Genomic DNA, 12,028 nt, shown 5'->3' with positions numbered 1-12,028 from the left:
GCCGCTCTCCATGGCAATCGCGGCATCGCCCCCGCGGCCTGCTTCCACCGCCCCAGCAAGCAGCTGCGAAGGCGATGCATCCCGCTGCCCCGCGTGGATGCCGTCGCAAGCCGAGATGCGCAACACCATCGCCGACCATTTCTGCGAGCTGGCAGACCAGGGGCGCATCCAGCCTCGGGTAAAGCAGCTGGTCCGTGCCGAATCCTCGCCACTGAACTGTGGCGCGCTGGGGGAGGAGCCCGGTTCGAACTTTGTCTGCGGCGGTGAGATGCGCTTCATCGGCAAGGGCGGCGAAATCGACACCATTACCTTCAGCCCTGCTCTCCGCTACGAGGAAGATGGGCGCATCGCGTTCTACGTCGGCGATGACGAGGAGGGTGAACAGGTCTGGCGGGTTCCCGCCCCGCAGTCCACCTCGACAACATGCGCGATGCGCTGAGCGTCCCACCGCGACTACCCGCCAAAGATCGAGGCGAACGGAGGATCAGCGTGACGCATCATCGCTGGTGCGCATTACGCTCTCTATCCAGTCGATGTAACGCGATACACGTACGTTGTAGACAACCTGGCCATAGAAGCCCGCTTCAAGCGCGTGCTCGGGAACGGCAGTGATCCAGGAACCGAGGCCCACCAGTTGCAAGATTCCGTGATTATTGATGATCAGTGGGCCGCCGCTGTCGCCGTTACCCAGCACGCCTTCAAGCGGCAGGCCATGCGGAGGAGCATCGAAACGGTACCAGAGATACCGATCATTACCGCCAGTAATGGCGTTGTACGCACGCCGCAGCGTCGTGCGATGCGGCCCGCCCGGCACCAGCCCAACGGCGCCATTGCCGGTGGCGCCCTTCCCAATCAGCGCTGCGATCTGTGTGACCTCAGCGGTGCCTCGATAGAGCGGCACGGGCTGTACATCATTCACGGGCGCGCCAAGCCTGATCAGCGCGATGTCATCCGTTTCGGCCAGGAACGCGTGGATCCTGGCGGGATTTCCCGTTGCCAGCGCCTCCTTACCCAAGGCCTCAGGCATGCTCCTGTAGCCGGGATGCAGGTACACGCGCTCGACGCCGTACGCGCTCCCATTGATGGTGACCAATGCACCCATCCCCTCCATCGGCGCGGCATGCGCTGCGGTCACCACCCAGCGTGGATCGATGAGCACGCCATGACCCTCGCCGGGCATGTCCGCCAGTGCCGGAAACGCGGATCCTTCGATCTGATACCTGGCATCGTCAACATCATCACGGATGACGACCGCCCCGGCGGCGAGCGGGAGTGCGGCAAACAGCAGAAAGAGCCAGCGGTTCATCGTTCATCCTTGTGGTCATCTGCGCAAGCCTAGCCGAACGCATCAACACTGGCGATGGATGTGCGACCAGACCCGGCGGGGACTGATGAAAGGATGGAAACGACGACTGAAGCCCAGAAGCGCTTGAACGCCACGCCCGCGTCTTGTTGAACCCTTGGGGCAGACAGGGTGAAAAAGGTCTGAGAATGGCTCCCCGATGAGCGCACCAGACACCGGCTCGCGCGCACTCTGACATGTCGCTGCGCGTGGATCTGCACTGCCCTTCGCCGGTTACCTGATCGGCTCCGATAGGACTCCGGACTTCACCGTGTGAAGTACAGGCAACCGGCTACGGTGATCGGCGTCGGATCGGCATCGATCCGCTGGGCCACCAGTGCCATCACGTCGATGCCATCGCCCTGGGTTTCCGGTGCCGATTGCACCACCCGCATTCCTGCGGGCGCGCCATGTGACCCTGCTGCGTCCAGGGACAGGGTCTTGCTGAGGTCCGCAATAATGGCTCCATCGAAGACAGCCACCACGGAACTCCGCGACAGTATCAACCGTGTGGATGGATGACCGAAGACAAGAACCGGTGCTGGAAGCTGCATCTCCGCGACAACACCGGGCATGTCACCCAGTGCGTTGCTGTATTCCCCACCTTTGCCGGGGATTGGTTGCCAGCCAGCCGATGACCTTCCGCTGGTTGCGATGCCACCCACCTGATTGGCCAAGGTCCGGAATGCGGTGCGATCGGCCTTGCACGACACAAGCGCCAATGCTCGATCGATGTCTTCCTGTTTGGGAGCGGTCTTGCGGATCGATTCTGCTGCTGGCGCGGTGGACGCCATGGCAAGTCCCAGGCCTGCGAGCAACAGAACCTTGTTCAACGTACGGGTGATCAACGCGAAATGCTCCTGCCTGGGCATGTGTAAAGATCGTTCGGCAGTACACCGGACAGACGGAAAGCACCGCCGCTATCAGTAAGCTTCAGCACCCGCGGCAGCCTCCCGCTCAGCAATCTTCCCGACCAGCGTATCGATCGCCGTCTCCATGGCGCGTGCCGTCTGGTCGCCGCTCTGGTTGGTGATGACGAAGATGCCAAGATCATACTTGGGCACGATGTAGATGTAGCACTGCGAACGTGGTACGCCACCATGATGGGCATAGTAGACGCCCTTCAGGCGATCGCCGGCGACAATGTTCCAGAAGTAGCCGATGCTGAACTCGGAATCGAATTTGACCAAGGGGCGATGCGATTCCTTTACTACCGGCCCGTTCGCCAGCTGGAATCTGAGGTACTTCACCATCTCCGGGACAGTCGCCTTTACGTTCCCGGAAGCGCCCCACGGCAACTGCGGCATTGGCGTGGTCGGTAACGGGTTGTCGCTGTGATAGCCGACTGCAAGCCGCGGCGCTTCGGCCTCGCCCAGCTGGATCCTGACGCTGGTCATTGCCGCGGAATCGCCGAGGAATCGTTGCAACAGTGACTCGTAGTCACTGTTGTAGACGGTTTCCAGGATATGCGCCGTCAGCTCCGTCCCGGCACTGGAGTACGCGTAATCCTTGCCGGGCGCCCGGCCGATCTGGACGGTGTGCAGGTCCTTGAAGAAGTCAGCCTTGCCGTAGTGCGCGTAGATGGCGTTGAGTTCGCTGGGCGTACGATGATCGGTGAAGTCTGCCAGCACCGTGTTCGCGCGTTCCGGCAACATGTTCGGCAGGCCGCTGGTGTGCGACAGCAGGTGGCGGATGCGGATGAGCTCGCCCTTGTACTGCAGGTTCGGGTAGTCCCCCTGCAGGTACTGTCGAACATCGTCGTCCAGACTCACCTTGTGTTCCAGCACAGCACTGGCCATCAGGGTGCCGGCCAGGGTCTTGCTCAACGAACCGATCTCGTAGAGCGTCGCATCGGTTGGCGGGCCTGGCGTCCCGGTTTGCATGTCGCCGCGATGACGGATGAATTCCTCCCCCCGGTACACCACGCCTATCGAGGCCGAATGAAGCAAGGGCTGCTGGATCAGCGACGCGGCAATGTCGTCGATCTCCGCACCCAGATCCTTCGTTGCGACCTTCTCGCTGGCGCAGCCTGTGGCCAACAGCACAGCGGACACTACCAGGCTGCTGAACCATCGCCTGTCTCGAACGGTCATCGAAGTCGCTTTCATGCGTATGCGCTTGAAGGGAGGCGGAAAAGGGTTCCCAAGATAGCCGATGGACGGCGCCCGATGGATACCGGCCCCTGTTCGAGATCAAAATCCACTGGCCGGTTTGCTCTGGCAGCTGAACGCTGCCGGCATCTCCACGCGATCTCCATCGTTCCTCCATGCCCCCTCCAAAGGGCTGCAGATACTGGCAACCACCAGGGAGATGCCAGGCATCCGCCCCTGCCCTGCCCCCGATCCACCCAGGTTCCCATGAAACACCCGCACGATCCGGCCACCGCAGCCAGCAGCATCGGCCAACAGAATGCAGCCGCTACATTGAAGGTCATCCTGCGCACCTACCCCTGGCAGCTCACCGGCACCTTCTCGCTGGTGGCGCTGGAGAACGCGCTGCTGCTGGCCTATCCGCTGTTCGCCGGCTTCGCGGTGGACGCAATCATCCGCGGCAACGTCGGCCATGCCATTTCCTACGCCGGCGTGGTGCTGCTGTTCTGGCTGGTGGGCGCGGCCCGGCGTGCGGTGGATACGCGCACGTTCACCCGCATCTATGCCGATCTGGCGGTGAACGTGGTCCAGGCGCAGCGACGGCTGGGCCAGGCCACCTCCACGTCGGCGGCGCGGGTGGTGCTGGCCCGCGAGTTCGTAGACTTCTTCGAGAAGCACGTGCCGATCATCGCCACGGCGCTGGTTTCCATGTTCGGTGCGGCGGCAATGCTGCTGGCAATCGAACCCCTGGTTGGCGCGGCGAGCCTCATTGCCCTGCTCGGAGCGCTGCTGTTGCTGCCGTCGTTCGCGCGACGCAACGAACAGCTGCATGGCCGTTTGAACAACCGGTTGGAGCATGAAATCCGGCTGGTGGACCGGGTCAGCCCGTCGGTGCTGCGCCGCCACTACACCACGCTGTCACGGTTGCGCATCCTGCTGTCCGATCGCGAGGCTGGCGCCTTCGTGGTGGTGGGCGTTGCGGCGGCGGTGCTGTTTGCCTTGACCATCGGCCGCCTCGCCACCGCCGATGGCGTCACCCCGGGCCACGTCTATGCGGTGATGACCTACCTCTGGACCTTTGTCGGCAGCCTGGACGATGCACCGTCGATGGTCGACCAGCTGGCCCGGCTGAAGGACATCGGCCGCAGGGTCAGCCCTGGGATGGAGGATGTGGAGGGCGACGCCCGTCCTGGGTCATGAGCTCACCCGCACGCATCCGGTAGTGCTCCACCCATTCCATGGACTGTGCGATACCCCCGAAGGGAAACAGGTGCGGGCTGACCTGGCCATGGGCTTCGGTCAACCCATCCACCAGGCGATCCACGAACACATCCGGCCCGGCCGTTCCCAGCAGGCGTCCGATCGAGATGCCGTAGCGGGACAGCATCGAGGTGCTTGCAGCCACGCCGCACATCGCCGCATAGCGCGCAAGTCGCGCGATGCTGGCAGGACCGGGCACGCCGACCAGCACCGGAGGGGTGATGCCGCGGCCGCGGAGTTCATTCAACCAGGTCAGCACGCTATCGGCATCGAATGCGAACTGAGTGATGATCAGCGGCTTCATGCTCCGCGCTTCAATAAGCTGGCACTTGCGTTCCAGCACGCGCCAGCGATCGGCGCTGGTCATCACCGGATGACCTTGCGGATGCCCGCCCACAGCGACAACCTTGATGCCGGCGCGGTCGAGCACACCGCTCTCGATGATCGACGCACTGTCGGCAAACGGCCCGGCAGGGGTGGAAAGATCACCCGCGATCAACAGACAGCGCTCGACACCGGCGTCGATGACGGCACGGTCGATGAAGTGCTCAAGCGCCGCGCGCGAGACGATGCGGCGTGCCGAAAGGTGTGGCATCGGCTCGAAACCCAGTTCGCGCACCGCGCGTACTGCGGCCAGTCGGGCAGTGTCGTCCTCGCTGGGCAGGTAGGGAATGGAGATCGTCGTCCCCGGTGCGATGCGGGCCGCCTCTGCGCGCAGGGCAGGCATGGCCTTGGCGCTGACTTCCAGGGAGGCGGCGCCGATGAAGGCCTGCGCCCGCTGCGCGCGGTCAGCAGGCCCGTTCGAAGGCTGCCCCAAACGGCCGATGCCACCTGACATCAGCCGGCTCCGCGCAGGTTGCCGGCGCTGGTGGAGCTGTGCCGTGCCAGCTCGACAAACGCCTGCAGGTAATCGATGCCGGTATCCGCCTCGCGCGCACCTAGATAGATCTGCTTGGGAATGCCTTTGGCGCCCAGCCGTACCGGCACCACGTCCATGCGGGCGGCGTACTCCTCCACCAGCCAGCGCGGCATGGCCGCCACGCCACGGCCACTGGCCACCATCTGCATCATGATGTCGGTGGTTTCGATGGTCTTGTGGCGCCTGGGCGTGATCCCGGCCGGCAGCAGGAACTGGTTGTAGATGTCCAGCCGCTCGAACGGCACCGGGTAGCTGATCAGCACTTCCTGGCTGAGCTGACGCGGCTTTACGTAGCCCACCTTGGCCAGCGCGTGGCCCTTGGCCACCACCAGCACCTGCTCGTAGTCGAACACGGGGACGAACTTCAGGCCGGGCTTCAGCAGCGGGTCGGGCGTGACCAGCAGGTCGATCTCGTAGCCGAACAGCGCGCCGATACCACCGAACTGGAACTTCTGTTTGACGTCCACATCGACGTCTGGCCAGCTGGCCAGATAGGGCGAGACGATCTTCAGCAGCCACTGATAGCAGGGATGACATTCCATGCCGATGCGCAACGCGCCGCGCTCGCCCTGTGCGAACTGGCCCAGCCGCTCCTCGGCCAGGTCCAGCTGCGGCAGCACCCGGTTGGCGACCGCAAGCAGGTATTGCCCGGCCTGGGTCAGCCGCAGGCTGCGGCCTTCGCGCAGCCAGACATCGGTGCCGAGCTGCAGCTCCAGCTTCTTCATGCTGTGGCTCAGGGCAGACTGGGTCAGGTTGAGCACGCCTGCGGCAGCGGTCAGCGAGCCTTGCTGTTCGACCTGCTGCACGATGCTGAGATGGATACGCTCCAGCATGACGATGAATCTCACTCATGGATTGGTGAAGTAATACCATTTTACGTCATGGGAGGGGCTGGCTAGCATCGGCTCATGCCTTCGGGTGCCTGCCAGCCCGGTCACCTTGCCGGCCTGCAGGACTGCGCCCCAACAGAACCTCCGAAGGCGCCCCTCCCCTGCTGAAGCGAAGAGATGACCCGCCCCCTCCGTATCGTCGCCGTTTCCGGCGGGCTGCAGCGCCCTTCAAGGGCCGCGACCCTGGCCGAGCACCTGCTGGACCTTATTGGCGAAGGCGTACCCTGCAATCAGCACCTGATTGAACTGGGCGAGCTGGCGCCGCAGTTGGCCGGCGCGCTCTGGCGCTCGGAGTTGCCCGAGACCGTGGAGCGGCAGTTGGCCGCTGTCGAGCAGGCCGATGTGCTGGTGGTGGCCACGCCGGTTTACCGCGGTTCGTACACCGGTCTGTTCAAGCACTTCTTCGATTTCATCCACCAGGACGCGCTGGTCGATACCCCGATCCTGCTGGCCGCCACCGGCGGCAGCGAGCGCCACGCGCTGGTGATCGACCACCAGCTGCGACCGCTCTTCAGCTTCTTCCAGGCCCGCACGCTGCCCTTGGGCGTCTATGCGACCGATCGTGATTTCGCCGAAGGCCGCGTACACGACGAAGCGCTGATCCAGCGGGCGCGCCTGGCGGTGCAGCGGGCGATGCCGCTGCTGGCCCTCTCCCATCGTGCAGCACCTGTTCCCCTTGTGGCCGCTGCCGCTCTCTGAACGCCGAATGCCATCGACCTGCACTCGGATGTCACCCTGCAAACCGGAACGCCGCCCATGACCACCAACACCTTCACCTTCAGCATCACCCGTATTCCTTTCAACGAGGACTACCAGCCCGCTGACGGCACGCGCATCACCACCAACTTCGCCAACCTGGCCCGCGGCGCATCCCGCCAGGAGAACCTGCGCAACACGCTCGGCATGATCAACAACCGCTGCAACGACCTGGCGCACTGGGACAACCCCAACGCCGATCGCTACGTGGTGGAGCTGGACATCATCTCGGTGGAGATGCACATCGATGGCAGCGATGGCAGCGATCCGTTCCCGCTGATCGAAGTGCTGCGCCCCACCCTGGTGGATACGCACACCGGCGCGCGCACCGAAGGCATTGTCGGCAACAACTTCTCGTCGTATGTGCGTGACTACGATTTCAGCGTGGTACTGCCCGCCAGCAACGAGGGCAAGGACAGCTTCTCCATTCCCGAAGACTTTGGCGATCTGCACGGCAAGCTGTTCAAGCACTTCCTGCAGTCCGACGCCTACCGCGCGCAGTTCAGCAAGGCACCGGTGATCTGCATCAGCGTGTCCAGCAGCAAGACCTACCACCGCACGGAAAACCACCACCCCATCCTGGGCGTGGAATACCGCCAGGACGAGTTCTCCCCTACCGACCAGTACTTCGACAAGATGGGCCTGCGGGTGCGTTATTTCATGCCCCCAGGCAGCGTCGCGCCGCTGGCGTTCTACTTCCAGGGCGACCTGCTGGGCGACTACTCGAACCTGGAACTGATCGGCACCATCAGCACGATGGAAGCGTTCCAGAAGATCTACCGCCCGGAGATCTACAACGCCAATTCCGTGGCCGGCAAGGTCTACCAGCCCAGCCTGAAGCACCAGGACTATTCGTCCACCCGCATCGTCTACGACCGCGAGGAGCGCAGCCAGCTGGCCGTCAAGCAGGGCAAGTTCACCGAAGAACATTTCATCAAGCCATACCGCGCCGTGCTTGAGCAGTGGGCCGCCCGCTGATCCATCGATTTTCCATTTCGCCCCCAGGACACAAGACGCAATGTCGACGAAGAATCTGCTCCCCACCTCCACCGCAGGCAGCCTGCCCAAGCCCTCCTGGCTGGCCGAGCCGGAAAAGCTCTGGTCGCCCTGGAAGCTGCAGGATGACGGCCTGATTGAAGGCAAGCAGGATGCCCTGCGCCTGTCCCTGCAGGAACAGCAGCACGCCGGCATCGACATCGTCAGTGACGGCGAACAGACGCGGCAGCACTTCGTCACCACCTTCATCGAACACCTCAATGGCGTCGATTTCCAGAAGCGCGAAACCGTCCGCATCCGCAACCGCTACGACGCCAGCGTACCGACCGTGGTTGGTGCAGTCAGCCGCCCCAAGCCAGTGTTCGTCGAGGATGCGAAGTTCCTGCGCAGGCAGACCACGCAGCCGATCAAATGGGCGCTGCCGGGTCCGATGACCATGATCGACACTTTGTATGACGCGCACTACAGGAGCCGCGAGAAACTGGCATGGGAGTTTGCGAAGATCCTCAATGAGGAAGCCAAGGAGCTGGAGGCGGCTGGCGTGGACATCATCCAGTTCGATGAGCCGGCATTCAACGTGTTCTTCGACGAAGTGAACGACTGGGGCGTAGCCGCGCTGGAGCGCGCGGTCGAAGGGCTCAAGTGCGAAACGGCCGTGCATATCTGCTATGGCTATGGCATCAAGGCCAACACCGACTGGAAGCAGACGCTGGGTTCGGAATGGCGCCAGTATGAAGAATCGTTCCCGAAGCTGCAGACTTCCAGCATCGACATCATCTCGCTGGAGTGCCACAACTCGCACGTGCCGATTGACCTGATCGAACTGGTGCGCGGCAAGAAGGTGATGGTCGGTGCCATCGACGTGGCCTCCAGCACGGTGGAGACACCGGAAGAAGTGGCCAACACCCTGCGCAAGGCGCTGCAGTTCGTGGATGCCGACAAGCTCTACCCCAGCACCAACTGCGGCATGGCGCCGCTGGCGCGTGAGGTGGCGCGAGGCAAGCTGCGCGCGCTCAGCGCAGGCGCACAGATCATCCGCGAGGAGCTCCTGGCCCAAGGCTGAGCGGGCCGGGGCATCCTGTCGAACACGCTCCGCTCCGCGAAATAGAGGCGGCGCGCCAGCGCGGGAGCCCTCCACTCCCGCACTGGCGCCGCCTCCCCTACCCTTGCGCCCCGATACTCAGCGCTGCTGATCCTTCAGGAACAGCCACGTGATCAGCGTGGCATCCGGCCCCTTGGGATCGGTGAACGGCAACCCGGACTGGCTGCCGCTCCAGGCATGCCCCATGCCCTGTACCACGTAATGCTGGACCAGCGTCCTGCCGCCGTAGGTGTAGCTATCGACCGTATAGGCGCGCCCACCCGGCACCTGGCCATGGAAGGTGTTAGTCGGCACATACTTCACCGAGTCGTTGTCCAGGCCATCGTCGGCCAGGTCATTGGTCTGCAGGAACTGGCGCACGGCCTGCTGTCCGTTCACCGGGTTCACCGTAGCGTCGGCGGTGCCGTGGAATACCAGCACCGGGATCGGTCGCGGTGACGGCGAACCCGAGCACTGCCAGGCCAGCCGCCCGTTGCTGTCCGGTGAGTAGACACTGCCGGCCAACAGCGCGTAGGCGCTGCCGGAGATCGTGGTCGCGCCCTTGTACATGCCCCCGGAGTGGATAGCGCCCGCAGCGAACACGTCCGAATAGCAGGCCAGCATGATGGAGGTCATCGCCCCGCCGGCGGAAATACCGGTGACGTACACGCGATGCGGATCGATGCTGTAGCCCGCCTTCACCTTGTCCACGATGCCGGCCAGTATCGAGGCCTCGCCACTGTCGCGCGCCTGGTTGATCGGCAGCTGCCAGTTCCAGCAGCGTGCCGGATTGGAGGTTACGTTCTGCCGCGGGTAGACCACGATGAAGCCTTCGGTATCGGCCACCTCGTTGAAGCCGGAGGCCTCACCCATCAGGTTCGGCCCGGTCACGCAGCCGTGCAGCACCAGCAACAGGGGCAGCGGCTGCGTTTGGTCGTAGCCGGCCGGCACCCACACCTGGTACTCGCGGGCACCGAACAGATTGCCGTACAGGCCAACATCCCAATGCCCGGGTGGGTCTGCCGCAGATGCGGTACCCGTCGTGGCCAGCCAGGTGCATAGCAGCAGCATCAACGCCTTTATTGAATCGATTCCAGATTTCATGACCAGATCCTCATGCGTGAGTCGTGGATGAAGTGGTACCGGAAATCCTCGTGGACCGACCTTCCAGAGGGTGCTGCGACGCCGCTGTCAAACCCAGCCGGTGGCGTAGTAGATGCCGATCACCACGAACACCGCGAGGGTCTTGATGATGGTTACTGCGAAAATGTCCTTGTAGGCCTGGCGATGGGTCAGCCCGGTCACCATCAGCAGGGTGATGACAGCGCCGTTGTGCGGCAGGCTGTCCATGCCGCCGGATGCCATCGATGCAACACGATGCAGCACCTCCATCGGGATGCCGGCGGCCTGTGCATTGGCAATGAAGGTCTCCGACATTGCCGCCAGGGCGATGCTCATGCCGCCCGATGCAGAGCCGGTGACGCCGGCCAGACCGGTGACGGTGACCGCTTCGTGCAGCAGTGGATCCTTGATGGAGCCCAGTGCATTGGCCACCACCATGAAACCTGGCAGGGCGGCGATGACCGCGCCGAAGCCATATTCCGAAGCGGTGTTCATGGCGGCCAGCACTGCACCACCGATCGCCGCCTTGGTGCCCTCGGCAAACCGGGTGACCACCGGACGCCAGGCCAGCGCCAGCACCGACAGGATGCCCACCAGCAGCGCACCCAGCACGGCCCATATCGCGGTGTTCTTCGCCACGTCCTGTACCACCGGTGCGGCGCTGCCCATGATCGACGGAATGAAGCTGTGTTGGCTGCCATACCAGTGCGGGATGCCCAGGGTGAACAGCTTGTTGGAGACGAACACCAGCACCAGCGGCAGCACGGCAATGCCCGCATGTGCCAGATGAGTGCCGGCGAATGGTGTGGGTTCGTTAACCAGGATGGCCGGATCGCCGTAGCCCTCGCCATTGCGGACCGCAACGCGACGGCGCCACCCGAGGTAGGCCATGCCAACCGCCAGCACGAAGATGCCGCCAAGCGTGCCCAGCACGGGTGCCGCCCAGGTATCGGTGCCGAAGAACGTGGTTGGAATGATGTTCTGGATCTGCGGCGTCCCCGGCAGCGCGTCCATGGTGAAGCTGAAACCGCCCACCGCCAGCGTGGCCGGAATCAAGCGCTTGGGGATGTTGCTCTGGCGAAACATTTCCGCCGCGAACGGGTAGACCGCAAACACCACCACGAACAATGACACGCCGCCATAGGTCAGCAGGCCCGACACCAGCACGATGGACAGCATCGCCCGCTGCGCGCCGAACAGCCGGATCGCCGCGCCCACGATGGAGCGGGAGAAACCGGACAGTTCGATCAGCTTGCCAAACACCGCGCCCAGCAGGAATACCGGGAAATAGAGCTTGAGGAAGCCGACCATCTTGTCCATGAACAAGCCGGTGAACATCGGCGCCACCAGCGAAGGATCGGTCAGCAGTACGGCGCCGAGGGCGGCGATGGGCGCGAACAGGATCACGCTGTAACCGCGGTAGGCCACCAGGATCAGGAAGGCCAGCGCCGCAAGTACGATCAGTAACGACATACGGCGCTTCCAGGTGGGGACGCGCCCAGTATCCGGATCTGGCGACCGCTGCCGACTGGACCTAGGTCCACTCGCCGGTGTGCCACGGCGCCGCTAGCC

At 63.8% G+C, this 12,028-nt stretch carries 12 protein-coding genes; 5 read left to right on the top strand and 7 right to left on the bottom strand.

Translation table 11 applies throughout. From position 1 onward, the window contains the following. Positions 1–115 precede the first annotated feature (115 nt). The gene (locus MRBLST15_RS02560) at positions 116–439 is read left to right on the top strand and encodes a hypothetical protein (protein ID WP_367785095.1); all 324 of its coding nucleotides are present in this window, start codon (positions 116–118) and stop codon (positions 437–439) included. 45 nt (positions 440–484) lie between these two features. Here the strand turns inward: MRBLST15_RS02560 and MRBLST15_RS02555 are convergent, their stop codons facing one another. The 3 genes from MRBLST15_RS02555 to MRBLST15_RS02545 form a co-directional block, all read right to left on the bottom strand. Beyond that, positions 485–1,306: a S1 family peptidase gene (locus MRBLST15_RS02555; RefSeq protein ID WP_312704089.1), complete on the bottom strand. Its 822-nt coding sequence runs from the start codon at positions 1,304–1,306 to the stop codon at positions 485–487. 302 nt (positions 1,307–1,608) lie between these two features. Continuing rightward, positions 1,609–2,190 (bottom strand): hypothetical protein, encoded by a 582-nt coding sequence (locus MRBLST15_RS02550; protein ID WP_312704088.1) that lies wholly within the window; start codon positions 2,188–2,190, stop codon positions 1,609–1,611. 75 nt (positions 2,191–2,265) lie between these two features. Next, positions 2,266–3,396: a serine hydrolase domain-containing protein gene (locus tag MRBLST15_RS02545; RefSeq protein ID WP_367785092.1), complete on the bottom strand. Its 1,131-nt coding sequence runs from the start codon at positions 3,394–3,396 to the stop codon at positions 2,266–2,268. Positions 3,397–3,699: 303 nt separating this feature from the next. Between MRBLST15_RS02545 and MRBLST15_RS02540 the strand changes: the two genes are divergently transcribed. After that, complete coding sequence (locus MRBLST15_RS02540; protein ID WP_367785090.1) at positions 3,700–4,632, top strand: ABC transporter six-transmembrane domain-containing protein; 933 nt, start codon at positions 3,700–3,702, stop codon at positions 4,630–4,632. Here the strand turns inward: MRBLST15_RS02540 and MRBLST15_RS02535 are convergent. Next, on the bottom strand, positions 4,583–5,530 hold the full coding sequence (locus tag MRBLST15_RS02535; RefSeq protein ID WP_367785087.1) for a methylenetetrahydrofolate reductase: 948 nt from the start codon (positions 5,528–5,530) through the stop codon (positions 4,583–4,585). The two genes, MRBLST15_RS02540 and MRBLST15_RS02535, sit on opposite strands and share 50 nt — an antisense overlap. After that, entirely contained in the window at positions 5,530–6,444 is a 915-nt protein-coding gene (locus MRBLST15_RS02530) for a LysR family transcriptional regulator (protein ID WP_265951820.1), read from the bottom strand. Before MRBLST15_RS02530 ends, MRBLST15_RS02535 begins: the two co-directional genes overlap by 1 nt. 174 nt (positions 6,445–6,618) lie before the next feature. On the opposite strand from MRBLST15_RS02530, the gene msuE reads away from it, so the two are divergent. Genes msuE through MRBLST15_RS02515 form a run of 3 tightly spaced genes read left to right on the top strand, consistent with a single transcriptional unit; the run spans position 6,619 to position 9,316 of the window. Further along, positions 6,619–7,200 carry an FMN reductase gene (msuE, locus tag MRBLST15_RS02525; RefSeq protein WP_265951822.1) on the top strand — a complete coding sequence of 194 codons (582 nt, stop codon included), beginning with the start codon at positions 6,619–6,621 and terminating at the stop codon, positions 7,198–7,200. Positions 7,201–7,257: 57 nt separating this feature from the next. Further along, the gene (locus tag MRBLST15_RS02520; protein ID WP_265951823.1) at positions 7,258–8,235 is read left to right on the top strand and encodes a DUF1852 domain-containing protein; all 978 of its coding nucleotides are present in this window, start codon (positions 7,258–7,260) and stop codon (positions 8,233–8,235) included. Positions 8,236–8,275: 40 nt separating this feature from the next. Beyond that, the gene (locus tag MRBLST15_RS02515; protein WP_265951824.1) at positions 8,276–9,316 is read left to right on the top strand and encodes a methionine synthase; all 1,041 of its coding nucleotides are present in this window, start codon (positions 8,276–8,278) and stop codon (positions 9,314–9,316) included. A 117-nt stretch (positions 9,317–9,433) separates the two neighbouring features. On the opposite strand, the gene MRBLST15_RS02510 is transcribed toward MRBLST15_RS02515, so the two are convergent. Both MRBLST15_RS02510 and MRBLST15_RS02505 read right to left on the bottom strand, forming a co-directional pair. After that, positions 9,434–10,438, bottom strand: coding sequence for an alpha/beta hydrolase family esterase (locus tag MRBLST15_RS02510; protein WP_265951825.1), 1,005 nt, complete (start codon positions 10,436–10,438; stop codon positions 9,434–9,436). Between the two features lie 87 nt (positions 10,439–10,525). Then, entirely contained in the window at positions 10,526–11,929 is a 1,404-nt protein-coding gene (locus MRBLST15_RS02505) for a GntP family permease (protein WP_367785084.1), read from the bottom strand. Positions 11,930–12,028 lie beyond the last annotated feature (99 nt).

This window comes from Stenotrophomonas sp. LST15-1-1.1 (assembly GCF_040815575.1).
GTDB classification, from domain to species: Bacteria; Pseudomonadota; Gammaproteobacteria; order Xanthomonadales; family Xanthomonadaceae; genus Stenotrophomonas; species Stenotrophomonas lactitubi_B.
This window is presented reverse-complemented; position numbering and strand designations above follow the sequence as displayed.

Coding starts and splice junctions, on each gene's coding strand:
- MRBLST15_RS02560 (WP_367785095.1), top strand. CDS start 116: ATGCGCAACACCATCGCCGACCATTTCTGCGAGCTGGCAGACCAGGGG.
- MRBLST15_RS02555 (WP_312704089.1), bottom strand. CDS start 1,306: ATGAACCGCTGGCTCTTTCTGCTGTTTGCCGCACTCCCGCTCGCCGCC.
- MRBLST15_RS02540 (WP_367785090.1), top strand. CDS start 3,700: ATGAAACACCCGCACGATCCGGCCACCGCAGCCAGCAGCATCGGCCAA.
- MRBLST15_RS02535 (WP_367785087.1), bottom strand. CDS start 5,530: ATGTCAGGTGGCATCGGCCGTTTGGGGCAGCCTTCGAACGGGCCTGCT.
- MRBLST15_RS02530 (WP_265951820.1), bottom strand. CDS start 6,444: ATGCTGGAGCGTATCCATCTCAGCATCGTGCAGCAGGTCGAACAGCAA.
- msuE (WP_265951822.1), top strand. CDS start 6,619: ATGACCCGCCCCCTCCGTATCGTCGCCGTTTCCGGCGGGCTGCAGCGC.
- MRBLST15_RS02520 (WP_265951823.1), top strand. CDS start 7,258: ATGACCACCAACACCTTCACCTTCAGCATCACCCGTATTCCTTTCAAC.
- MRBLST15_RS02515 (WP_265951824.1), top strand. CDS start 8,276: ATGTCGACGAAGAATCTGCTCCCCACCTCCACCGCAGGCAGCCTGCCC.
- MRBLST15_RS02510 (WP_265951825.1), bottom strand. CDS start 10,438: ATGAAATCTGGAATCGATTCAATAAAGGCGTTGATGCTGCTGCTATGC.
- MRBLST15_RS02505 (WP_367785084.1), bottom strand. CDS start 11,929: ATGTCGTTACTGATCGTACTTGCGGCGCTGGCCTTCCTGATCCTGGTG.